Raw genomic sequence first — 20,603 nt, 5'->3', positions numbered from 1 at the left:
ACGGGCGCCAGATAGCGCCCGTTTTGTTTTGATCGACTGACTACGAATCAGCGGTTCGGCGGCATGTAGCCCAGCGCGCGGCTGATTTCGTCGGCAGTTTCGCGGATCAGCGGGGCGCGATCCGGATCGAAGCGCTCGGACGGCGTGGACAGCGACAGGCCGGCGACGAGTTCGCCGCTGTCGTCCCGGATGCCGGCGGCGATGCAGCGCACGCCGGTCTCCACCTCGTCCAGGTCGAAGGCCACGCCGTGACGGCGCACCTTGTCCAGCTCTTTCTCGAGGCCCTGCAGGGTGGTGATGGAGGTGGCGGTGGATGAGGGCAGGCCGGTGCGCCTGGCGTATTCCTTGACCTTCTGGGCGCCGTCTTCCACCAGGAACAGCTTGCCGGTGGCGGTGGTGTGCAGTGGCGCGCGGGCGCCGACGATGTGCACCACCCGCACGGCCGATTTGCCGCTGGAGGTGCGCTCGATGTAGACGATCTCGTCGCCGGCGCGGATACCCAGGTTGACGCTCTCGCCGGTGGCGGCGTGGAGCTTGAGCATCGCCGACATCGCGGTTTCGCGCAGGGAGATGCGGGATTTGACGAGGCTGCCCAGTTCGAGCAGGCGGATGCCGAGCCGGTAGACGCCGGCATCGCTGCGTTCGACGAAGCCGCTGCTGGTCATGGCGCCGAGAATGCGGTGGGCCGTGGAGGAGTGCAGGCCGGTTTCGAGGGCGAGCTGCTTGAGCGGCACCGGATCGGGATGCTCGGCGAGGACGTCGAGCAGCTTCATCATGCGCTCGATGACCTGGATGGGATTCTTCGCGGTTTCTGGCGTGGACAAGACGGTTTGTGCAAGGGTCGTCGGGGATTGCGAATGGTAGCGCAGTCGCGTTGATTTCGCCTAGTGAAATGCTGCGCTGCGCAAGCCAGCGCGCAGGCAGCCTTGGCGGGCCGTCAGCCGATCATCAGATGGCCGACGGCGCGTGCCAGGATGCCGACCGCGGCGCCCAGGGCGGCCGGCTTCCAGACGTCCGCCACCCGCCGGCCGGCGGAGACGAGCACCGCCACGCCGGGGATGTCCAGCGGGTGGATGAGCAGCCCGGCGCTGGCGCCGTTGAGGGTGGCGGCGGTGGCCGTGCCGGCGCGGAGCATCTCGTCCATCACCCCCATCATGGCGGTGCCGCCGGCGAGGAACTTGGTGAGGGTGGGCAGGATCAGGGCCGGGTCGGCGCTGATCGCCAGGAGCGCCGGCGACAGCCACAGGGTGAGCGCATCCAGCGCCCCCAGCCGGCGCAGGGCAAGCACCGCGGTGAGCGACAGCACCAGCATCGGGATGGCGCCCACGGCGATCTTGAAGGCTTCGGCGCCGGCCCGGTTGATCACGTCGAGGATGCCCTTGGCGCTGTCGGCCACCGGGTGGTGGAGGGTCTCGTCGAGGGTGTGCTCGGTGGCGGGCAGGCGTCGGCCGAACACGTAGTAGGTGGCTGCCGCAGCAACCAACCCGCCGACCATCGACCAGCCCAGCACGACGCCGAAGTGCAGGCCCATCGCGGCCAGGGGCATCGACACGTTGGCCTGGGCCATGGCCATCACCATCGCCAGGGTAGCGGCCAGGTGGCGGCTGGAGGTGCCGCGCTGGTCCATCATCGCGAGGGTGGCCACCGGCGCGGCGAAGCTGACGAAGTTGATCTGCACCGCGGCGAACACGCCCAGTCCGGTGAGGCCGAAGGGGCGCAGTAGCGGTGCAAGGCGCGCCACGGCCCAGTCGAGCACGCCGCGGGCTTCGAGCAGGCGCATCAGCGACAGCATGACCACCATCACCGGCAGCAGCACGAAGAACGACAGCTCGACCGCGGAGCGGCCGGCGCGCAGGATGACATCGATCAGCAGGTCCATGGTTGCAGTGCAGCAAAAAGGCCGGGAGGCCGATTATCGAGGGCGTCCGGCATGGCCGACAAGTCGGGCAGGCCTTTGGCGGACGGCATCAGGGCTTGAGCAGCCCGGCCACCAGCGGCAGCAGCCAGGGCAGGGTGAGGGCGGTGAACAGGCCGTTGAGCCCCATCGCCAGGGCCGCAAAGGCGCCGGTCTGCTCGCTGATCTGGAAGGCCCGGGCGGTGCCGATGCCGTGGGACGCGAGGCCCAGCGCGAAGCCCACGCTGGCGTCGTCCTTCACGCCCAGCCGGCGCAGGAGGCCGCCGGCGAAGATGGCGCCGAAGATGCCGGTGAGGATCACGAACACCGCGGTGAGCGAGGCGAGCCCGCCCAGGCGTTCGGCGACGCCCATGGCGATCGGGGTGGTGACCGACTTGGGCGCCAGCGACACCACTGTCGGCGTGCTGGCACCCATCAGCGCGCCAATGCCGTAGGCCGACAGGCCCGCCACCAGTGAGCCGACCACCAGGGCGATCAGCAGCGGGCCGCTCATCGCCAGCAGCCGCCGGAGCTGGCCGTGGAGAGGCACCGCGAGGGCCACGGTGGTGGGGCCGAGCAGGAAGTGAACGAACTGGGCGCCGTCGAAGTAGCGCTGGTAGGGCGTGCCGGTGGCGAGCAACAGGCTGACCAGCACCGCCACCGAGATGAGCACCGGATTGACCGCCGGATGCCCGCCCGCCTTGCGGTGGAGGAGGATCGCCAGCATGTACACCGCGAGGGTGAGGGTGAGCCACAGGAGCGGCTGGGCCGACAGGTAAACCCAGATCTCGGTCATGCTTTCGCTGTTCATTCGGCACCTCCGCCGGCGCGCCTGCGGGTCAGGACATGCAGGGTCAGCCCGGTGGCGGCGAGCCCCAGGACGGTGCTGGCGACCAGGGCGACGGCGATCGGCCAGGCTTCGTCGGCCAGCCGGCTGGCGTGGAGCATCACCCCGGGGCCGGCCGGCCCCCCCAACAGCGAGAGGGTCGGCAGCAGCCCCCCGGCGGTGGGGCGCCGGGCGGCGTCGGGGCCGCGGCGGGCCACCAGGTAGATCAGCAGCAGGGTCATACCCAGCACCGGGCCGGGCACCGGCAGGTGGAGGGCGACCCGCAGGGTTTCTCCGGCGAGCTGGAAGGCGAGGAGGAGGGCGAAGGCGGCGATCATGGGTGTGCTCGTCTGAGGGCCGGCCGGGGGAACCGAATGAAAAAGGGCCGCGGAGCGCGGCCCTTCGGTGCTACCGGTGCGGCAGGGTTACTTCTTGGCGGCCTTGGCGGATGCGCTGCGGGCAGCCTGCATGAAGTTGTCGAAGCGGTTCTCGGCTACCGCGAACCACTGGATCTGGTCGTCGCGGAATTTCTTCCAGGCGTCGTAGATCTTCTTGAACTTGGGGTTCTTGGCGGCGGTTTCCTCGTAGAGTTCGTTGGCGGCCTTGTAGGCGGCGGCCATGACCTCGTTGGGGAAGGGGCGCAACTGGGTGCCGGAGCCGACCAGTTGCTTGAGCGCCGTGGGGTTCTTGGCGTCGTAGCGGGCCTGCATTTCGGCGTGGGCGTACAGGCAGGCGTCTTCCAGGATGGTCTGGTATTCCTTCGGCAGGGCGGCCCACTGCTTCTGGTTGACGTAAAGGGCGATCTGCGGGCCGCCTTCCCAGAAACCCGGGTAGTAGTAGTACTTGGCGACCTTGTTGAAGCCGAGCTTCTGGTCGTCGTAGGGGCCGATCCATTCGGCGGCGTCGATGGTGCCCTTTTCGAGGGCCGGGTAGATGTCGCCACCGGGAATCTGCTGGGGCACCACGCCGAGCCTGGCGAGCACCTGACCGGCGAAGCCGCCGCAGCGGAACTTCAGGCCGTTGAGGTCTTCGACGCTCTTGATCTCCTTGCGGAACCAGCCGCCCATCTGGGCGCCGGTGTTGCCGCAGGGGATGTTGTAGATGTTGTAATCCTTGAAGAATTCGCGGAAGAGTTCCAGGCCGCCGCCGTCCATCATCCAGGCGGTCTGCTGGCGGCTGTTGAGGCCGAAGGGGACCGCAGTCTCGAAGGCGAAGGTGGGGTCCTTGCCGATGAAGTAGTAGGAGCAGGTGTGGCCGCATTCGACCGTGCCATCCTTGACCGCGTCGAGCACGCCCGGGCCCGGAACGATCTCGCCGGCGGCGAACACCTGGATCTGGAACTTGCCGCCGGTGGCCGCGGCAACCCGCTTGGCGACGACATCGGCACCGCCGAAGATGGTGTCGAGGCTCTTGGGGAAGCTGGAGGCGAGGCGCCACTTGATGGTCGGCAGATCGGCCGAGAGCGCGGGCGCTGCGACGGCACCGGCGGCGACGCCGACGCTGGCCTTCTTCAGAAATGAACGACGTTCCACGTTGTCTCCTTTTTTTGATTCGCTACAAGGGTGCTTCAAGCGTGCTTCGATTATTCATGAGCCCCCAGGGGCAAGACAGTAAGGAAAACCCTATGCTGCCCTGCCGCAACGCTGCGGGCTCGGGGCGGGGGCGGCGGCTTACTTCTTGCCCTTGAAGTTGCCGTAGCGGGCGGCCTGCATGAAGTTGTCGAAGCGGTTCTCGGCCACGGCAAACCACTGGAGCTGGTCGTCGCGGAAGCGCTTCCAGTGGTCGTAGATCTTCTTGAACTTGGGGTTCTTGGCGGCGGTTTCCTCGTAGAGTTCGCTGGTCACCTTGTAGGCGGCGGCCATTACGTCGTTGGGGAAGGGGCGCAGCTGGGTGCCCGCGGCGATGAGCTGCTTGAGCGCGTGAGGGTTGCGCGCGTCGTAGCGGGCCTGCATCTCGGCGTTGGCGAAGGCGCAGGCGTTCTCGAGGATGGCCTGGTACTCCTTGGGCAGCTCGGCAAACTTCTTGGCGTTGACGTAGAGCGACAGCTGGGCGCCGCCCTCCCAGAAGCCGGGGTAGTAGTAGTACTTGGCGACCTTGGCGAAACCGAGCTTGAGGTCGTCGTAGGGGGCCACCCATTCGGCGGCGTCGATGGTGCCCTTTTCGAGGGACGGGTAGATGTCGGCCGGCGGGATCTGCTGGGGTACCACGCCGAGCTTGGCGAGCACCTGGCCGGCAAAGCCGCCGATGCGGAACTTGAGCCCCTGGAGGTCTTCGATCGACTTGATCTCCTTGCGGAACCAGCCGCCCATCTGGGTGCCGGTGTTGCCGCAGGGGATCGGGTAGATGTTGTAGTCCTTGAAGAACTCCCGCAGCAGTTCGAGCCCGCCGCCTTCCTGCAGCCAGGCGTTCTGCTGGCGGCTGTTGAGGCCGAAGGGGATGGCGGTGTCGAAGGCCAGCGCAGGATCTTTGCCGATGTACCAGTACGACGCGGCGTGGCCCATCTCGACGGTGCCGTCCTTGACCGCGTCCAGCACGCCGGGGGTGGGAACGATCTCGCCGGCGGCGAAGAGGGAAATCTGGAATTTGCCGCCGGTGGCTGCAGCTACGTGTTTCGATACCGTTTCGGCCGCGCCGAAAATGGCGTCGACGGTCTTCGGGAAACCGGAGGCGAGGCGCCATTTGATGGCGGGCAGGTCTGCGGCGAGGGCTGGCGCGGCGGCTGCGCCGGCGGCGAGGCCGGCACCGGCCTGTTTAAGGAAGGCACGTCTTTCCATGGTGTTCTCCTTTTTCTTGTTTGGCGATCGGGCGAAAGAGGCGAGGGCAGGCGTCAGGCGCCGGCGACGGTCATGCGGTCGACGAGGATGGAGCCGCAGTGCTTGGAGCCGCGTACCAGCACGTCGGAGCCGATCTCGCGGATGCCCATCAGCATCTGCTTGAGGTTGCCGGCGATGGTGATCTCGTGCACCGGGTACTGGATCTTGCCGTTCTCGACCCAGAAGCCGGCGGCGCCGCGGGAGTAGTCGCCGGTGACGTAATTGACGCCGTGGCCAAGCAGCTCGGTGACGAGCAGGCCGCGGTCCATCTGCCTGACGAGGCCGTCGAGGTCGTACTGGCCGGGTTTGACCAGCAGGTTGTGGCTGCCGCCGGCGTTGCCGGTGGACTGCAGGCCCAGCTTGCGGGCCGAGTAGGTGCTGAGGAAGTAGCCCTGCAGCACGCCGTCGACGATGACCTCGCGGTCGCGGGTGGCCACGCCGTCGTCGTCGAAGGGGCTGCTGGCGAAGGCCTTGGCCAGGTGCGGACGTTCGGAGATCTGGATGTGGCTGGGGAAGACCTGCTTGCCCAGGCTGTCGAGGAGGAAGCTCGACTTGCGGTACAGCGCGCCGCCGCTCACGGCGTGCACGAAGGCGCCGATCAGCCCGGCGGCCAGCGGCGCCTCGAACAGCACCGGCACCTCGCAGGTGGGGATCTGGCGGGCGCCCAGGCGGGCCAGGGCGCGGCGGGCGGCGAAGGTGCCGATCTCGTCGGCGTCGGCCAGCTCGGCCGGGTCGCGCTTGGTGGTGTACCAGTCGTCCCGCTGCATGTCGTCGCCCTCGCCGGCGATCACCGAGCAGGACAGGAAATGCCGCGAGCTGGCGTAGCCGCCCATGAAGCCCAGGCTGTTGGCCGAAATGAAGTGGGATTCCTGCATCGACACGCTGGCGCCGTCGGAGTTGCGGATCTCGGGGCTCACCGCGAAGGCGGCGCGCTCGCAGCGGCGGGCTAGCTCGATGGCGTCTTCGGTGGAGAGCTTCCAGGGGTGGTACAGGTCGAAATCGGGGAAGTCCTTCGCCAGCAGCGCTTCGTCGGGCAGGCCGGCGGCGGGGTCGGGGGCGGTGAAGCGGGCGATGGAGACCGCCGCATCCACGGTGGCCTTGAGGGCGTCCTTCGAGAAATCGGAGGTGCTGGCGTAGCCGCGCTTCTGGCCGTCGTAGATGGTGACGCCGACGCCCTTGTCGCGGTTGTACTCGATGGTGTCCACCTCGTCGCGGCGGACGGTGACGGACTGGCCGAACCCTTCCGAGACATCCACCTCGCAGGCGCTCGCGCCGCGCTTGCGGGCGAACCGGAGAATGTCGTCGGCGATGGTCTTGAGGTTGTCCTGACTGAAGCTGAAACGGTTGTCGGCCATGGCTTTGCGGGTGGGGCTGGGGCTAAAGGCTATAATCTTACCCTTCCCGCGCCTTTTTCACCCCCCAGATGGCCAAGCACAAATACAACCCAGACGAAGAATTCGACGGCCCCAGCAAGTCGCAGCTCAAGCGCGACAGCGCCGCCCTGCAGGATCTCGGCCGCGAGCTGGCCGAACTCGGCAAGGAGCGCCTGGCCAAGGTGCCCATCGACGAAGACCTGCGCGACGCGGTCAAGGATTACCAGCGCTTCACTGCCCACGAGGCCAAGCGCCGTCAGCTGCAGTACATCGGCAAGCTGATGCGCAACGTCGACCCGGAGCCGATCCGCGCCGCGCTGGATGCCTTCAAGGGCGTGTCGGCGGTCGAGACCGCCAAGATGCACCGCCTCGAAAACCTGCGTACCAAGCTGCTCGAAGATGAGAAGACCCTTCACAGCATCGCCGAAGCCCATCCGGGTGTCGATCTGCAGCAGCTGCGCGTGCTGCGCCGCAATGCGATCAAGGAGAAGGAGCAGAACAAGCCGCCGCGGGCCTACCGGGAGCTCTTCCGGGTGCTGCGCGAGCTGGAGGAGGGCGGTGCAGATACCGCCGATGGCGACGAACAAGCCGGAGACGAGGTATGAGCGACAAGGTGAAGATCGGCCTGGTGTCCATCAGCGACCGGGCCTCGGGCGGCATCTACGAAGACAAGGGCATCCCGGCCCTGCAGGGCTGGCTGGACAAGGCCCTCGTTACCCCGTGGGCGCCGGTGACGCGCCTGATCGCCGACGACCAGCCCACCATCGAGGCAACCCTGATCGAGCTTTGCGATGTGGCCGGCTGCCATCTGGTGCTCACCACCGGCGGCACCGGCCCGGCCCTGCGCGATGTGACGCCGGAGGCCACCCTGGCGGTGGCCCACAAGGTGATGCCGGGCTTTGGCGAGCAGATGCGTCAGGTGAGCCTGGCCTTCGTGCCCACCGCGATCCTCTCGCGGCAGGTGGCGGTGATCCGCGGCAGCAGCCTCATCGTCAACCTGCCGGGCCAGCCCAAGGCGATCGCCGAGACCCTGGAGGGGCTGAAGGACGCCGACGGCAATCCGAAGGTGCATGGCATCTTTGCGTCGGTGCCGTATTGCGTCGATCTCATCGGCGGGCCCTACATCGAGACCCACGACGCGGTGGTGAAGGCCTTCCGGCCCAAGTCGGCGATCCGCCCGCAGCCCTGAGGGGGCTCCGCTGGCGGCCCGGCTAATCCGGCAGCCCCAGGAAGGGCAGGGCCGAGAGGCGGACGAGGTGGTGCACGGCGGCCAGGTTGAGCGCCACCGTCACCCAGAACACCAGCTGGAACCGGGGCTTTGCCGACTTGTGGCGAAGCAGGCGCTGGGCCAGCAGCGCGCCCGGCCAGCCGCCGATCAGCGCCAGTAGGTGCAGCATGCTCTCGGGCGTCCGCCATTCGCCGCGCCGGGCGGCGGCCTTGTCGTGGGCGTAGATCGGAAAAGTAATCGCGCTCGACGCCAGGTAGATGCCGGGCACGGCCACCGGTAGCCGCCCGAGCATCGTCGCGACGGCCAAGGCGAGCGCGAAACCGGCCACCGCCAGCAGCGCCACGGGGCTGCCGCCGGCCTTGTGCGGCGGCTGTGCCGCCAGGCGTGTGGCGACATGGGCCACATCGGCCGCCGCGGGCCTGCCCTGGGGGTCGGGCCGCAGCGCGTAGGTGAGCAGCGCGCCCTCCGTCGGCCGGGGCTGGTCGGCCTGGAACGCCTTGACGTGGACGAACACCTGCCGACCACCGCCGTTGGGGGCGATGAACCCGAAACCCTGGGCGTCGTTCCAGGTGGCGAGCCTGCCTTGATGGCGCATGGGGGGCGGGCTTGGCGCCGCGGCTTACTTCGCGAAGATCCGGATCACCTTGCCGGTGAGCCGCGGCGGCTGGGGCAGATAGCCCCCGGCCAGCTGCTTGCGGCGCTCCTGCTCCCGCCACCAGGCGCGCACGCCGAGCAGCGCGACGGCAATCGCCGAGTACACCAGCGGCTCGGTGATGTCCTTCTTCACCAGCCACCAGAAATGCACGCAGCCGAGGATCGCGATGGCGTAGATCGCGCGGTGCAGCGCCTGCCAGCGGCGCCCGCCCAGCTGGCGGATGGCGAAGTTGCTGGAGGTGAGGGCCAGGGGCGTCATCAACACCAGCGCCGCGAAGCCGACGGTGATGAAGGGCCGCTTGAGGATGTCGCGGGCGATGGCGTGCCAGTCGAAGAACTGATCGAGCCACAGATAGGTGACCAGGTGAGCGACGCCATACGCGAAGGCGAGCAGCCCGAGCGTGCGGCGCAGGCGTACCACCCAGTGCCAGCCGGTGAGCTTGCGCAGCGGCGTGACGGCGAGGGTGACGAGGAGCAGGCGCAGCGTCCAGTCGCCGGTGCTGCGGGTGAGCGTCTCGATGGGGTTGGCGCCCAGGGTGTCGAGCTCGAAACCCCGCCACAGCAGCAGGGCCGGCAAAAGGCAGGCGGCGAAGAGGGCGGTCTTGAGGGCGGAGAGTTGGGTGTTGCTGGGTGTCATGGTCGGTAGGGGTCAGAAGTTGCGGCGCAGGTCCAGGCCGCCATACAGCGACGCGACCTGTTCGGCGTAGCCGTTGAACATCAGCGTCCGGCGTTTGGTGAATTCGCCGATCCGGCGTTCGGTGGCCTGGCTCCAGCGCGGGTGGTCCACCTCGGGGTTCACGTTGGCGTAGAAGCCGTATTCCGACGGGCCGGCCTTCATCCAGGTGGTGACGGGTTGCTTCTCGACCAGGCGAATCGCCACGATCGACTTGCCGCCCTTGAAGCCGTACTTCCAGGGCACTACCAGCCGGATCGGGGCGCCATTCTGCACCGGCAGCACCTCGCCGAACAGGCCCACCGCCAGCAGGGTGAGGGGGTGGCGGGCCTCGTCGAGGCGCAGGCCCTCCAGGTACGGCCAGTCGAGCACGCCTCGGGTCATGGTGGCCTTGTCGTAGTGGCTCACGAACTCCACGTACTTGGCGCTGCCCTGGGGGTCGACCTGCCGGAGCAGGCTGGCGAGCGGAAACCCCACCCACGGGATCACCATCGACCAGCCCTCCACGCAGCGCATCCGGTAGATCCGCTCCTCCAGGGGGGCGAGCTTGAGGAGTTCCTCGATGGTGAAGCTGCGGGGCTTGTTCACCAGCCCCTCGACCCGCACCGTCCAGGGGGCGGGCCGGAGTCGGAAGGCGTTCTCGGCCGGATCGGCCTTGTCGGTGCCCAGCTCGTAAAAATTGTTGTAGCCGGTGACGGCCCGGCGGGACGTGGCGGGTTCGGCGGTGCTCAAGGGGCTTGCGGTCAGCGGGCCCAGGCTCGCAGGCGCGGCCCTGGCGGCGGGCAGCGCGGTGGCGAGGGCCAGCCCGCCGGCTTGGGTCATGAAGCGGCGGCGGGCGCGGTACACCGCCGGATCGGCGATCTCGGACGGCGGGATGTCGTCGGGGCGACGGATCAACATGGGGGCTCCCAGTCTTGGTCTGCCGGGGTGGACGCGGCCCGGCGGAAAAAATTGCAGTCGGCGCCAACAATATTTTCAACCCCGCGGGCAGCTGGCAGGCCGGCCCGGCGGGGCGCCGACGGCATCGATCCGCCATGGCGCCAGGCCCGGGTTTGCGCCTAGCAGGTGCGGAGCCGACTCTGCTAAACTCGACGACTATTCAAGGTGCGTCGCGTGCTGCCGTCTACCCGGGCTTCTTCCTGTTCGGGAGGTGGGTCCTGGCGAGCCAGCACCCATCCTGTCAAGCCTGACTCCGGTTCCTTCATGCGCATTCTGCTCAGTAACGACGACGGTTATTTCGCCCCTGGCCTGCAGGCCCTTGCCGCGGCCCTTGCCGAGGTCGGCAAGATCGATGTGGTGGCCCCGGAGCGCGACCGCAGCGGCGCCAGCAACTCCCTCACCCTCGACCGTCCGCTGTCCCTGCGCAAGGCCGCCAGCGGCTTTCACTACGTGAATGGCACGCCCACCGACTGCGTGCACCTGGCCGTCACCGGCATGCTCGACACGCTGCCGGACATGGTCGTGTCGGGCATCAACCACGGCGCCAACATGGGCGACGACACCATCTACTCGGGCACCGTCGCTGCCGCCACCGAAGGCTTCCTGCTCGGCGTGCCGGCCATCGCCATCTCGCTGGTGGCCAAGGGCGCATCGGATTTCAGCGCGGCGGGGCGCATCGCCCGCGAACTGGTGGAGCGCTTCCAGCGCGACCCGGTGCGCCAGCCCACGCTGCTCAACGTCAACGTGCCCGACCTGCCCTACGACCAGATCAAGGGCATCCGGGTGACGCGTCTCGGCAAACGCCACAAGGCCGAGCCAACCATCAAGTCGCTCACCCCCCGCAACGAGACCGTCTACTGGGTGGGTGCCGCCGGCAGCGCCCAGGACGCGGGCGAGGGCACCGATTTCCACGCGGTGGCCAACGGCTACGTCTCGGTCACGCCGCTGCAGATCGATCTCACCCATTACGGGCAGATCGACAGCGTCCGCGACTGGCTGGGCAAATGACCAGCGAGGTCCTCCGGACGGCGCTCCAGACCGCCCAGCGCGCCCGCGCGCGGATGGTCGAACGTCTGCGCGAGCAGGGCGTGCGCGACGAGAAGGTGCTCGCCGCGATGATGGCCGTGCCCCGTCACCTGTTCGTCGAGGAAGCCCTGGCCACCCGCGCCTACGAAGATACCGCGCTGCCCCTGGGCCTGCAGCAGACCATCTCCCAGCCCTTCGTGGTGGCGCGGATGATCGAGCTGCTGCGCGCCGGCCGCGAACTCGGCAAGACGCTCGAGGTCGGAACCGGCTGCGGCTATCAGGCCGCGGTGCTCTCCCAGGTGGCGACCGAGGTGTATTCGGTGGAGCGGCTGCGTCTGCTCCTCGACCGGGCGCGCAACAATCTGCGCCACCTGCGCCTGCCCAACGTCCGCCTGAAACATGCCGACGGTAGCGTCGGCCTGAAGGAAGCCGCGCCCTTCGACACGATCATCGTTGCCGCCGCCGCACCCAAGGTGCCGCCGGCCCTCACCGAGCAGCTGGCCGAGGGCGGCCGGCTGATCCTGCCGGTGGGCGCGGCCGACCAGACCCTCGTGCTCATCGAGCGCACGTCCCGCGGCCTCCGAGAAACACGCCTGAGCGCGGTACGCTTCGTGCCGCTGTTGCCGGGCACAGAATGACTGACCCCAACCGAATGATGTTGTCCCGTTTCAAGTTTGCCCGTGTTCCCGCTGCGCTTGCCGTCATCCTGACGATGGCTGGCTGCGCCTCCAAGGCGCCTGCGCCCGTCGCCGACCGCACCCGTCCGGGGGCTACGGCTTCCGCGCCGGCCGAGCAGCCGGCGCCGCCGCCGCGGGTTGCCCGCCCCGGTTTCTACATCGTCAAGCCTGGCGACACCCTGATCCGCATCGCCCTCGACCACGGCCAGAACTACCGCGACATCGCCGCCTGGAGCGGCCTTGAGAACCCCAACCTGATCGAGGTGGGGCAGGAACTGCGTGTCCGTCCGCCTGAATCCGGCGCGGTGACACGGCCGGTGTCCACCAGCTCGGGCGTCGAGGTGCGACCGGTGACGCCGGCGCCCAGCACAACCGCCGACGGCGTGCGCCGCGAGCCGAAGGGCGGCAAGGTGCCGTACTCCGAGCAGGCCTGGGCCCAGGCCCAGAAGCCCGAGGCGCCGGTCACTGTGGCGAAGGTCGAGCCCCGGCCCGAGCCGAAGCCCGAGGCCCGGCCGGAAATCAAACCCGAAGCAAAGCCGGAGGCGAAGCCCGAGCCCAAACCCGAAGCCAGGCCAGAGCCGGTTGCCGGCGAAAAAATTGACTGGGCATGGCCGAGTTCCGGCAAAATCATCTCCGGTTTCAATGAAACGTCCAGCAAGGGCGTGGATATCGCCGGCAAGCATGGCGATCCTGTCCTCGCCGCGGCGGGTGGCCGGGTGGTGTACGCCGGCACCGGTTTGCGCGGATACGGCAAACTGGTTATCGTAAAGCACGACAACAGCTTCCTCAGCGCCTACGCCCACAACCAGACCTTGCTGGTCAAGGAGGGGCAGGCGGTGACGAAGGGTCAGAAGATCGCCGAACTTGGCGATACCGATAGCGATCGGCCCAAGCTTCACTTCGAAATCCGCCGGCAGGGCAAGCCGGTCGATCCGGGTAAATATCTACCTCCCCGCTGATTCCGGCGGGTCTGGGGGGTGAAGCGGGGCAGGGCAGGATAAGTAAGACTATAGACGCCGGATTTCACCCTTGCCGGCTTTTGGGTGGATACCGGACGGTCGGCAGGCGCGATGGGGCCTGCCGGTGTTGCTCCCCCAAGAGACAGCGAGGGCGTCATGTTCGATTCGGCAGTGCCGGAGGAGATGGATAACACCGAGCCGGATCTCCCTCCGGAGGTAGAGGTCTTTCTCGAAGCGCCAGTCGCCTCGTCGCTCGATTCCGATTTCCTCGGCGACGTCACCCAGCTCTACCTCAACGAGATCGGCGTCAACCCGCTGCTCACCGCCGACGAGGAGCTGTCCCTGTCGCGGCAGGTCCGCGAGGGCAACTTCCTCGCTCGCCAGACGATGATCGAGCGCAACCTGCGCCTCGTCGTCAATATCGCCAAGCACTACCTCAACCGCGGCATCCCGCTGCTCGATCTGGTCGAAGAGGGCAACCTCGGGCTCATCCACGCCCTCGAGAAGTTCGATCCCGAGCGCGGCTTCCGCTTCTCCACCTACGCCACCTGGTGGATCCGCCAGAACATCGAGCGGGCGATCATGAACCAGTCGCGCACCATCCGGCTGCCGGTGCATGTGGTGAAGGAGCTGAATCAGGTGCTGCGCTGCCAGCGCCAGCTCGAAGCGGCCAGCAACGGTGACGCCACCGTCGAGGATGTGGCCCGGGAGCTGGCCCGTCCGGTGGACGACGTGCGGGCCATCCTCGCCCTCAACGAGCACACCGCTTCGCTGGATGCCCCCCTCGACATCGACCCGACCCTCTCGATCGGCGAATCGCTGGCCGACGAGGAGGCCGACACCCCCGACGTGCAGATCCACGATCTGGAGGTGGGGAGCCTGGTGCGGGACTGGATCAACCAGTTGAGCGAGAAGCAGCGGCTGGTGATCCGCCACCGCTACGGCATCGACGAGTGCGAGGTGCAGACCCTCGAAGAGCTGGCCGACAGCCTGGAACTCACCCGCGAGCGGGTGCGCCAGATCCAGCTCGAGGCCCTTGGCCAGCTGCGGCGCATCATCAAGCGTCGGGGCGTGTCGAAGGACGTCCTGCTCTAATCCCCCGCGATTTTCCCGGAAGCCAGCCCGTATGACCGAAACCGTGCGCGTGTATCACAACGCCCGCTGCAGCAAGAGCCGCGGCGCCTGCCAGCTGCTCGAAGAGCAGGGCGTGCCGCTGGAGGTGGTGGAATACCTCAAGCACCCGCCCAGCCGGGACGAGCTGGCGGCGTTGCTCAGAAAGCTTGGCCTGCCTGCCGAGGCCATCGTCCGCAAGGGCGAGGAGATCTACAAGTCCGAATACGAGGGGCGCAGCCTGAGCGAGGACGAATGGCTCGACGCGTTGGTGGCGCACCCGATCCTCATCGAGCGGCCCATCGCCGTGCGCGGCGAGCGAGCCGTGGTGGGCCGCCCGCCCGAGAAGGTGCTGGAACTCCTCGCCTGACTGCCCCGCCGGGCGCCGGCATCAGCGCCGGCTGCCGATCTGAGTCGCCGTCCGCGCGGCCTTCACCGCCTCGCCCAGCTGGAACACCGACATGGCGTAGAAGCTGCTGCGGTTGTAGCGGGTGATGACATAGAAATTCTGGTAGCCCAGCCAGTATTCGCTGTCTTCGCCCGGGGTCACCAGTTCGACGAAGGCGGCCTTGCCGGACGGCGCGCTGCCGTCGGCGGCCTTCACGCCGTGGCTGGCCAGGGTGGCGGCGTCGAAGGCCGGGTTGATGTCGTTGGCGATCAGCGGCGGCAGGTTGGCGCCGGCTTCGAGGCTGGCGCGTACCGCCACCGGCGCGCCGCTCTCCCAGCCGTGCATCTGCATGTAGCGGGCCACGCTGCCGATGGCGTCGGCCGGGCTGTTGAGCAGATCGATCTGGCCGTCGCCGTCGAAATCCACCGCGTAGTTGCGCACGCTGCTGGGCAGGAACTGGGGCAGGCCCAGGGCGCCGGCGTAGGAGCCCTGGTAGTCCAGCGGGTCGCGGTGCTGCTCGCGGGCCATCAGCAGCAGGGCTTCGAGTTCGCCGCGGAACAGCTCGGCCCGGCGGGGGTAGTCGAAGGCGAGGGTCGACAGGGCCGACAGGGCCTGGTAGTTGCCGGTGTTGCGCCCGTAGATCGTCTCGACGCCGATGATGCCGACGATGATCTCCTCGGGCACCCCGTATTTGTCGCTGGCGGCCTTGATGGTGGCCTCGTGGCGATTCCAGAAGGCGAGGCCGGCCTTGATGCGCACCGGCTCGATGAAGCGGCCGCGATAGCGCTGCCAGGAGCGCACGCCGGGGTCTTTGGGCGGCGAGATGTACTTGATGACCGAGGGCAGGTATTCGGCGCGGCGGAAGAGGTAGGTCAGCGCGTCCTTGTCGAAGCCGTGTTTCTGGCTCATCTCGTCGATGAACTGCCGGGCCTCGGGCCGGTCGGCGTAGCGTTCGGCGCGGGCGCCGGTGACGAAGAGGGAAAGCAGGCCCGCGAGCAGGAGTGGCACAAGGCCGGGGCGGGGCGTCGGGGTGTTCATCGGGGGCGGAAGCTTTTGGTGGCGTGGTGGAAACGTTTCAGGCGCTCCGGGTCGGCGGGGCCGGAGCCGTAGCGCAGGCGGGCGTAGTCGGTGGCGATGGCGGATACCCGGTCGGCCAGCTCGGGGTGTTCGCGGGCAAGGCGGGCGGCGTAATCGACGGGGCCTTCCCAGCTGTGGCGCGGCAGGCCGGCGCCGGCAAGCTGGCGACAGAAGCGCTGCCAGCTGCGGTCGATGGCGTCGGCCGAGGTGCGCCGGCGCAGGGCCCACAGGGTCAGCCCGCCCATCACCGCGGCACAGCCGCCGGCGAGCAGGGCCGCGAGGGTCTGCCAATCGGGGTTGCCAAAGCCGAGGCCGGACAGCAGGTCCCGCTGGCGGGCCGGATTGTACCCGAGAACCCATTGGTTCCAGCGGTTGTTCAGGGCGTCCAGGCGGTCGCGCAGGCCGTGCAGCCAGGCCAGGTCGGCGCGCACCAACAGGGGCAGCCGGGCGCTGTCGGGCAGGGCGGCGGCGAGGCCGTTCTCGATGCGCTGGGGGGCGGCGGCGGCGGTGGGGTCGATCCGCACCCAGCCCTGGCCGGGCAGCCACACTTCGGCCCAAGCGTGGGCGTCGGACTGGCGGACGACCAGGGTGCCATCGACCGGATTGATCTCGCCGCCCTGGTAGCCGGTGACGACCCGCGCGGGCACGCCGGCAGCCCGCATCACCACCACGAAGGCGGCCGAGAAGTGCTCGCAGAAGCCCTGGCGGGTGTCGAACAGGAAGCTGTCCACGTCGTCCCGCCCGAGGGGCGGCGGGTCGAGGGTGTAGCGCAGGCCGCTGTCGCGGAAATGGCGGATGGCGAGGTCGGGGATGGCGGCCGGGGTGGCGGCCCGGGCGCGCAGCTGGCGACCGAGTTCGACGCTGCGCGGGTTGGCGCGCGGGGGGAGGTCGAGGGCCTGACGCAGCACCAGATCCGATTCGTCCAGCCCGACCGGGGTGTGGGGGTGGGAGACGATCTCGACCCGGCGCCGGGCCTGGACGGGCTCGCGGGCGAGGAGCTGGAAATCGTTGGAGATGCGGGTGCCCGCCGCCACCGCCGGAAAGTCGAGGGCCAGCAGCCAGAGCTGGTTGTGGGGTTCGAGGGTGATCGCGTAGGCGTAGGCGGTGCCCTGGGGCGAGTAGGGCGGGCGGTCGGCCAGCTGCAGGACGCCCGCCCGCCAGGTGCGGCCGTCGAAGCGGGTGAGCACCGGGCCGCGCCAGTAGCGTTCGGCGGCGGGGGGCGGGTCGCCCTGGAAGTCGACCCGGAAGGCGATTTCGGCCGATTCGCCGAGGCGGGCCAGATCGCCCGGGGTCATGCTCTCGGAGAGCCCGCCGATGCGGCTGAAGGCGTCGGCCGGCAGCCCCCACAGGGGGCCCTGCACCCGCGGAAAGAGGAGGAACAGGATCAGCATCAGGGGTGCGGCCTGGACGAGCAGCCGGCCGGCCTCCAGTGCGCGGGCGCGGGGCGAGGCGGGAGCCCGGCTCTGCAGCGCGAGCAGGCTGGCCACCGCGGCGTGGGCGCCGAGCAGGGCCAGCGCGGCCACCGCCATGTCCTGCTCGTAGAGGAACTGGGTGAGCTGCAGGAACAGGCTGAGCAGCACCACCGAGCGCCCGTCGCGGATCTCGCGGGTTTCGAGGAGCTTGAGCCCGAGCAGGCCGGCGAGGAGGGCCACGCCGGGGTCCTTGCCGAAGAAGTGGCGGTATTCGGCGAGCACCGCGGCGACGATGGCCACGGCCAGCGCCGCCAGCACATGACGGTGGGGCAGACGGCGCCCGCCGGCGGCGATCAGGGCCCGCCAGCCCACGAGCAGGGCGGCCGCGGCGGCGATGAGGGGCGGCAGGTGCCCGAAATGGGGGGCGAGGGTGACCGTTGCCAGGGCCAGCAGCCAGCCGATCTGCTCGGGGCGCAGGCTCATGGGGCCACCTCCGGCGCGCCGGGGGGCAGGCCGAACAGGGCCAGCGCGGCGAGGCAGGCGTGACGGTGGGCCGGGCCGCGGGCGGGCGCGAAGCGGGTGCCGGGCAGGCTCAGGCCGTAGTCGATGCCGGCCGCGTCGGCCTCCAGCACCCAGCGGGCGAGGCGGGACAGGCGGGCTTCGGTGCCCAGGGCCGGCGGCAGGTGCTGCCAGTCGAGCCATACGGCCTGGCTGCCGGCGCCTTCGAACTCCTTGGTGCGCCACGGGCCGCCGCGGGCCACGCTCTTCCAGGCCACATGGCGGGGCGAATCGGCCGGCTGGTGATGGCGCAGGCCGGAGAAGTCGTCCCGGCCCCGGCGGCGCCCACCCTGGCCGGGGCGCGGGTCTTCGCCGTAGGGCAGGGGCGGGGCGTCGGCTTCCGGGGCCGGGTAGACCAGGCATTGCCGGTCTGGCTGGAGGAGGCTCCAGGCGCGGATCAGGCCGAGGGGGTGACGGGTTTCGAGGGTGAGCCGTGGCAGTTGCTGCCAGCCGCGCTGGTGGGTGGGGACGGCGACCTCGTGGGCGGCGCTCGCTTCGGCGGGAACGTTGAAGGGGGCGTCGTCGTTGGGGACGCCGGTGGGCCAGATCTTCAGGCCGATCCGCTGGCGCAGGGTGGGGTTGTGCAGCACGACGCCGAAGCGGGCCGGCGTGCCGCAGAAGACGGCGTCGCAGCGCCCGGGGGTCACGGTGAGGTCCACCAGGTTGCGGAAGGCGTGGTGGATGCTGATCCAGGCCACGCTGCCCACCAGGAAGGTGAGCGCGAAGCCCAGGCTGAGGCCGTAGTTGATGGACCCGAGCAGCATCGCCAGCAGGGTGGTGCCAAGGGCGAGGCCGAAGCGGGTGGGCAGCACGAAGATGCGCCGCTGGCCCAGGTGGATCGGCGCGGGCTCGGGGCCGCCGACCCGGAACAGCCAGCGCCGGAGGCGCTCGCGCAAACGGGGCAGGGGGGGCATCAGGGCAGCGGCACCGCTTCGATCAGGCGCCGCACCAGCGCGTCGGGGGGCAGGGGAGCATCGTCGGCGGCGCGCAGGCGGTGGCCGGCGACGGCGGGCAGCACCGCCTGCACGTCTTCCGGCAGCACGTGGTCGCGGCCGGCCAGCAGCGCCCAGGCCCGGGCGGCGGCCAGCAGCCCCAGCCCGGCGCGGGGTGACATGCCGAGGGCGAAGCCGGCGCCGTCGCGGCTTTCGGCGAGCAGGGCCTGGACGTAGTCGAGCAGCCGCGGCCCGGCGTGGATGGCCCGGGCGGCGGCGAACAGGCTGTCTAGCTCGCCGGGGGCGAGTTCGGCCGGCAGGTGGGCGATCAGCTCCCGGCGGTCCTCGCCGGCCAGCAGGGCGCGCTCGGCGGCCCGATCGGGGTAGCCCAGCGACAGGCGCATCAGGAAGCGGTCGAGCTGGCTCTCGGGCAGCGGGAAGGTGCCGATCTGCTCGGCCGGGTTCTGGGTGGCGATCACGAAGAAGGGCAGGGGCAGCGGCCAGGTCTGGCCTTCGGCGCTGATCTGGCGTTCCTCCATGGCCTCGAGCAGCGCGCTCTGGGCCTTGGGGGTGGCGCGGTTGATCTCGTCGGCCAGCACCAGCTGGGCGAACACCGGCCCCGGGTGGAAGCGGAAGGCGGCGTCCCGCTGGTCGTAGATCGACACCCCGACGATGTCGGCCGGGAGCATGTCGCTGGTGAACTGGATGCGCTGAAACTGCAGGCCCAGCAGGCGCGCCAGCACGTGGGCGAGGGTCGTCTTGCCAACCCCGGGGATGTCCTCGATCAGCAGGTGGCCGCGGGCGAGCACGCAGGCCAGGGCGAGCCGCAGGGCATGATCCTTGCCGAGGATGATGCGGCTGGCGGATTCGAGGAGACGTCGGACGATGTGAATCGGCATGGCGGAGGCTTTTTTCGGGGACGGGTTAAGTGGATAATGATTCCACAACAGCGGGCAGGCTGTGCGGCCTTGCCAACGCGGTCTGCTACAACAATCAACGCGCTTCTGCGAGGTTTCGCGAGGGGAGGGTTTCAATGACGAGTACTGCATTCATCACACACCGCGACTGCTGGCTTCATAACATGGGTGAGCATCACCCGGAGTCGCCCGAGCGGCTGGCCGCCATCAACGACCGCCTGATCGCCGCGGGTCTCGACATGTACCTTTCCTTCCACGACGCGCCGATGGCGAGCGTGGACCAGATCTCCCGCGCCCACCCGCGCCCCCATGTCGAGGAACTCCTGGCCAGCGTGCCCGAGCACGGCATCCGCCACCTCGACCCGGACACCGCGGTGTGCCCCAACACCATGAAAGCCGCGCTGCGCTCCGCAGGTGCCGGCATCCTCGCCACCGATCTGGTGATCTCCGGCGAAGTCGAGAACGCCTTCTGCGCCATCCGCCCGCCCGGCCACCACGCCGAGGCCGACAAGGCGATGGGCTTCTGCTTCTTCAACAACGTGGCCGTGGCTGCCCGCCACGCCCTTGAAGAACACGGCCTGAAGCGCGTCGCCATCATCGACTTCGACGTGCACCACGGCAACGGCACCGAGAACATCTTCAAGGACGACCCCCGCGTGCTGATGGTCAGCATCTTCCAGCACCCGTTCTACCCCTACAGCGGCGCCGACAACCCGGCGCCCAACATGGTCAACGTGCCGGTCAAGGCTGGCTCTCGGGGCGATGTGTTCCGCGAGATCGTCTCCGACATCTGGGTGCCGGCCCTGCGCAACCACGCTCCCGAGATGATCTTCATCTCCGCCGGTTTCGATGCCCACTACGAGGACGACATGGGCTCCCTGGGGCTCGTCGAGGCGGATTACATCTGGGCCACCGAGCAGCTCAAGAAGGTCGCCGCCGAGACCGCCGGGCGTCGCATCGTGTCGATGCTCGAAGGTGGCTACTCCCTGTCGTCGCTGGCCCGCAGCGTCGTCGCCCACATCAAATCCCTCGCCGATCTCTGATCCGGCCGCGCGGCGAGGCGTCTGCTTCGCCGCGCTTTTCCCGGCTACCTCCCCCCTGTTTTGGTAACAGCAATTTGCGCCCGTCTATCCTTCCGGAAGTGATT

General features: G+C 69.1%; 22 protein-coding genes. 8 read left to right on the top strand and 14 right to left on the bottom strand.

Going from position 1 to position 20,603, the window contains the following annotated elements:
* Window positions 1-47: 47 nt before the first annotated feature.
* From ACE3N6_RS08490 to pmbA, 7 genes are all read right to left on the bottom strand, one after another.
* Window positions 48-776 (bottom strand): IclR family transcriptional regulator, encoded by a 729-nt coding sequence (locus ACE3N6_RS08490; protein WP_374244764.1) that lies wholly within the window; start codon window positions 774-776, stop codon window positions 48-50.
* A gap of 161 nt (window positions 777-937) precedes the next feature.
* A complete protein-coding gene (locus ACE3N6_RS08485) occupies window positions 938-1,879 on the bottom strand; it encodes a nucleoside recognition domain-containing protein (protein WP_374244752.1) in 942 nt (313 codons plus the stop codon).
* A gap of 88 nt (window positions 1,880-1,967) precedes the next feature.
* Window positions 1,968-2,705 carry an LrgB family protein gene (locus tag ACE3N6_RS08480; RefSeq protein WP_374244751.1) on the bottom strand — a complete coding sequence of 246 codons (738 nt, stop codon included), beginning with the start codon at window positions 2,703-2,705 and terminating at the stop codon, window positions 1,968-1,970.
* Window positions 2,702-3,058, bottom strand: coding sequence for a CidA/LrgA family protein (locus tag ACE3N6_RS08475; RefSeq protein WP_374244750.1), 357 nt, complete (start codon window positions 3,056-3,058; stop codon window positions 2,702-2,704). Before ACE3N6_RS08475 ends, ACE3N6_RS08480 begins: the two co-directional genes overlap by 4 nt.
* Window positions 3,059-3,145: 87 nt before the next feature.
* Window positions 3,146-4,252 (bottom strand): TRAP transporter substrate-binding protein, encoded by a 1,107-nt coding sequence (locus tag ACE3N6_RS08470; RefSeq protein ID WP_374244749.1) that lies wholly within the window; start codon window positions 4,250-4,252, stop codon window positions 3,146-3,148.
* 138 nt (window positions 4,253-4,390) lie between these two features.
* Window positions 4,391-5,494: a TRAP transporter substrate-binding protein gene (locus ACE3N6_RS08465; RefSeq protein WP_374244748.1), complete on the bottom strand. Its 1,104-nt coding sequence runs from the start codon at window positions 5,492-5,494 to the stop codon at window positions 4,391-4,393.
* 53 nt (window positions 5,495-5,547) lie between these two features.
* The gene (gene pmbA, locus ACE3N6_RS08460; RefSeq protein ID WP_374244747.1) at window positions 5,548-6,888 is read right to left on the bottom strand and encodes a metalloprotease PmbA; all 1,341 of its coding nucleotides are present in this window, start codon (window positions 6,886-6,888) and stop codon (window positions 5,548-5,550) included.
* A gap of 68 nt (window positions 6,889-6,956) precedes the next feature.
* Between pmbA and yjgA the strand changes: the two genes are divergently transcribed.
* Both yjgA and mog read left to right on the top strand, forming a co-directional pair.
* Window positions 6,957-7,511, top strand: a complete 555-nt coding sequence (gene yjgA / locus ACE3N6_RS08455) for a ribosome biogenesis factor YjgA (protein ID WP_374244746.1) — start codon at window positions 6,957-6,959, stop codon at window positions 7,509-7,511.
* Window positions 7,508-8,095, top strand: a complete 588-nt coding sequence (mog, locus tag ACE3N6_RS08450; protein ID WP_374244745.1) for a molybdopterin adenylyltransferase — start codon at window positions 7,508-7,510, stop codon at window positions 8,093-8,095. Before yjgA ends, mog begins: the two co-directional genes overlap by 4 nt.
* 22 nt (window positions 8,096-8,117) lie before the next feature.
* On the opposite strand, the gene ACE3N6_RS08445 is transcribed toward mog, so the two are convergent.
* Genes ACE3N6_RS08445 through msrP form a run of 3 tightly spaced genes read right to left on the bottom strand, consistent with a single transcriptional unit; the run spans window position 8,118 to window position 10,361 of the window.
* Window positions 8,118-8,729, bottom strand: coding sequence for a DUF1294 domain-containing protein (locus ACE3N6_RS08445; protein WP_374244744.1), 612 nt, complete (start codon window positions 8,727-8,729; stop codon window positions 8,118-8,120).
* Window positions 8,730-8,753: 24 nt separating this feature from the next.
* Complete coding sequence (locus tag ACE3N6_RS08440) at window positions 8,754-9,425, bottom strand: sulfite oxidase heme-binding subunit YedZ (RefSeq protein WP_374244743.1); 672 nt, start codon at window positions 9,423-9,425, stop codon at window positions 8,754-8,756.
* 12 nt (window positions 9,426-9,437) lie between these two features.
* Window positions 9,438-10,361 carry a protein-methionine-sulfoxide reductase catalytic subunit MsrP gene (msrP, locus tag ACE3N6_RS08435; protein ID WP_374244742.1) on the bottom strand — a complete coding sequence of 308 codons (924 nt, stop codon included), beginning with the start codon at window positions 10,359-10,361 and terminating at the stop codon, window positions 9,438-9,440.
* Window positions 10,362-10,664: 303 nt separating this feature from the next.
* Between msrP and surE the strand changes: the two genes are divergently transcribed.
* The 5 genes from surE (at window position 10,665) to arsC (ending at window position 14,542) form a co-directional block, all read left to right on the top strand.
* Window positions 10,665-11,408, top strand: coding sequence for a 5'/3'-nucleotidase SurE (gene surE, locus ACE3N6_RS08430; protein WP_374244741.1), 744 nt, complete (start codon window positions 10,665-10,667; stop codon window positions 11,406-11,408).
* On the top strand, window positions 11,405-12,064 hold the full coding sequence (locus ACE3N6_RS08425; RefSeq protein ID WP_374244740.1) for a protein-L-isoaspartate(D-aspartate) O-methyltransferase: 660 nt from the start codon (window positions 11,405-11,407) through the stop codon (window positions 12,062-12,064). Before surE ends, ACE3N6_RS08425 begins: the two co-directional genes overlap by 4 nt.
* Window positions 12,061-13,062: a peptidoglycan DD-metalloendopeptidase family protein gene (locus ACE3N6_RS08420; RefSeq protein WP_374244739.1), complete on the top strand. Its 1,002-nt coding sequence runs from the start codon at window positions 12,061-12,063 to the stop codon at window positions 13,060-13,062. Before ACE3N6_RS08425 ends, ACE3N6_RS08420 begins: the two co-directional genes overlap by 4 nt.
* A gap of 156 nt (window positions 13,063-13,218) precedes the next feature.
* Window positions 13,219-14,157 (top strand): RNA polymerase sigma factor RpoS, encoded by a 939-nt coding sequence (gene rpoS / locus ACE3N6_RS08415; RefSeq protein ID WP_374244738.1) that lies wholly within the window; start codon window positions 13,219-13,221, stop codon window positions 14,155-14,157.
* 31 nt (window positions 14,158-14,188) lie between these two features.
* Window positions 14,189-14,542 carry an arsenate reductase (glutaredoxin) gene (arsC, locus tag ACE3N6_RS08410; RefSeq protein WP_374244737.1) on the top strand — a complete coding sequence of 118 codons (354 nt, stop codon included), beginning with the start codon at window positions 14,189-14,191 and terminating at the stop codon, window positions 14,540-14,542.
* 21 nt (window positions 14,543-14,563) lie between these two features.
* Here arsC and mltB read toward each other — a convergent pair whose 3' ends face one another.
* The 4 genes from mltB to ACE3N6_RS08390 are packed head-to-tail and all read right to left on the bottom strand — an operon-like array spanning window position 14,564 to window position 19,438.
* Window positions 14,564-15,598 carry a lytic murein transglycosylase B gene (gene mltB, locus ACE3N6_RS08405; RefSeq protein ID WP_374244736.1) on the bottom strand — a complete coding sequence of 345 codons (1,035 nt, stop codon included), beginning with the start codon at window positions 15,596-15,598 and terminating at the stop codon, window positions 14,564-14,566.
* Window positions 15,595-17,532: a DUF3488 and DUF4129 domain-containing transglutaminase family protein gene (locus tag ACE3N6_RS08400; protein ID WP_374244735.1), complete on the bottom strand. Its 1,938-nt coding sequence runs from the start codon at window positions 17,530-17,532 to the stop codon at window positions 15,595-15,597. Before ACE3N6_RS08400 ends, mltB begins: the two co-directional genes overlap by 4 nt.
* On the bottom strand, window positions 17,529-18,521 hold the full coding sequence (locus ACE3N6_RS08395; protein WP_374244734.1) for a DUF58 domain-containing protein: 993 nt from the start codon (window positions 18,519-18,521) through the stop codon (window positions 17,529-17,531). The genes ACE3N6_RS08400 and ACE3N6_RS08395 overlap by 4 nt, the downstream gene beginning before the upstream one ends.
* On the bottom strand, window positions 18,521-19,438 hold the full coding sequence (locus tag ACE3N6_RS08390) for an AAA family ATPase (RefSeq protein ID WP_374244733.1): 918 nt from the start codon (window positions 19,436-19,438) through the stop codon (window positions 18,521-18,523). The genes ACE3N6_RS08395 and ACE3N6_RS08390 overlap by 1 nt, the downstream gene beginning before the upstream one ends.
* 134 nt (window positions 19,439-19,572) lie before the next feature.
* On the opposite strand from ACE3N6_RS08390, the gene ACE3N6_RS08385 reads away from it, so the two are divergent.
* Entirely contained in the window at window positions 19,573-20,499 is a 927-nt protein-coding gene (locus ACE3N6_RS08385; RefSeq protein ID WP_374244732.1) for a histone deacetylase family protein, read from the top strand.
* Window positions 20,500-20,603: the final 104 nt, after the last annotated feature.

The organism is Zoogloea sp. (assembly GCF_041904905.1).
Taxonomy (GTDB): domain Bacteria; phylum Pseudomonadota; class Gammaproteobacteria; order Burkholderiales; family Rhodocyclaceae; genus Zoogloea.
Note: the sequence above shows the minus strand (reverse complement) of the source record. Positions and strands in the feature narration are given on the sequence as shown.

What these genes read in the sequence shown, in the direction of transcription:
- ACE3N6_RS08490 (WP_374244764.1), bottom strand. Translation starts at nt 776, where the DNA reads ATGATGAAGCTGCTCGACGTCCTCGCCGAGCATCCCGATCCGGTGCCG.
- ACE3N6_RS08485 (WP_374244752.1), bottom strand. Translation starts at nt 1,879, where the DNA reads ATGGACCTGCTGATCGATGTCATCCTGCGCGCCGGCCGCTCCGCGGTC.
- ACE3N6_RS08480 (WP_374244751.1), bottom strand. Translation starts at nt 2,705, where the DNA reads ATGAACAGCGAAAGCATGACCGAGATCTGGGTTTACCTGTCGGCCCAG.
- ACE3N6_RS08475 (WP_374244750.1), bottom strand. Translation starts at nt 3,058, where the DNA reads ATGATCGCCGCCTTCGCCCTCCTCCTCGCCTTCCAGCTCGCCGGAGAA.
- ACE3N6_RS08465 (WP_374244748.1), bottom strand. Translation starts at nt 5,494, where the DNA reads ATGGAAAGACGTGCCTTCCTTAAACAGGCCGGTGCCGGCCTCGCCGCC.
- pmbA (WP_374244747.1), bottom strand. Translation starts at nt 6,888, where the DNA reads ATGGCCGACAACCGTTTCAGCTTCAGTCAGGACAACCTCAAGACCATC.
- yjgA (WP_374244746.1), top strand. Translation starts at nt 6,957, where the DNA reads ATGGCCAAGCACAAATACAACCCAGACGAAGAATTCGACGGCCCCAGC.
- mog (WP_374244745.1), top strand. Translation starts at nt 7,508, where the DNA reads ATGAGCGACAAGGTGAAGATCGGCCTGGTGTCCATCAGCGACCGGGCC.
- ACE3N6_RS08445 (WP_374244744.1), bottom strand. Translation starts at nt 8,729, where the DNA reads ATGCGCCATCAAGGCAGGCTCGCCACCTGGAACGACGCCCAGGGTTTC.
- ACE3N6_RS08440 (WP_374244743.1), bottom strand. Translation starts at nt 9,425, where the DNA reads ATGACACCCAGCAACACCCAACTCTCCGCCCTCAAGACCGCCCTCTTC.
- msrP (WP_374244742.1), bottom strand. Translation starts at nt 10,361, where the DNA reads ATGTTGATCCGTCGCCCCGACGACATCCCGCCGTCCGAGATCGCCGAT.
- surE (WP_374244741.1), top strand. Translation starts at nt 10,665, where the DNA reads ATGCGCATTCTGCTCAGTAACGACGACGGTTATTTCGCCCCTGGCCTG.
- ACE3N6_RS08425 (WP_374244740.1), top strand. Translation starts at nt 11,405, where the DNA reads ATGACCAGCGAGGTCCTCCGGACGGCGCTCCAGACCGCCCAGCGCGCC.
- ACE3N6_RS08420 (WP_374244739.1), top strand. Translation starts at nt 12,061, where the DNA reads ATGACTGACCCCAACCGAATGATGTTGTCCCGTTTCAAGTTTGCCCGT.
- rpoS (WP_374244738.1), top strand. Translation starts at nt 13,219, where the DNA reads ATGTTCGATTCGGCAGTGCCGGAGGAGATGGATAACACCGAGCCGGAT.
- arsC (WP_374244737.1), top strand. Translation starts at nt 14,189, where the DNA reads ATGACCGAAACCGTGCGCGTGTATCACAACGCCCGCTGCAGCAAGAGC.
- mltB (WP_374244736.1), bottom strand. Translation starts at nt 15,598, where the DNA reads ATGAACACCCCGACGCCCCGCCCCGGCCTTGTGCCACTCCTGCTCGCG.
- ACE3N6_RS08400 (WP_374244735.1), bottom strand. Translation starts at nt 17,532, where the DNA reads ATGAGCCTGCGCCCCGAGCAGATCGGCTGGCTGCTGGCCCTGGCAACG.
- ACE3N6_RS08395 (WP_374244734.1), bottom strand. Translation starts at nt 18,521, where the DNA reads ATGCCCCCCCTGCCCCGTTTGCGCGAGCGCCTCCGGCGCTGGCTGTTC.
- ACE3N6_RS08390 (WP_374244733.1), bottom strand. Translation starts at nt 19,438, where the DNA reads ATGCCGATTCACATCGTCCGACGTCTCCTCGAATCCGCCAGCCGCATC.
- ACE3N6_RS08385 (WP_374244732.1), top strand. Translation starts at nt 19,573, where the DNA reads ATGACGAGTACTGCATTCATCACACACCGCGACTGCTGGCTTCATAAC.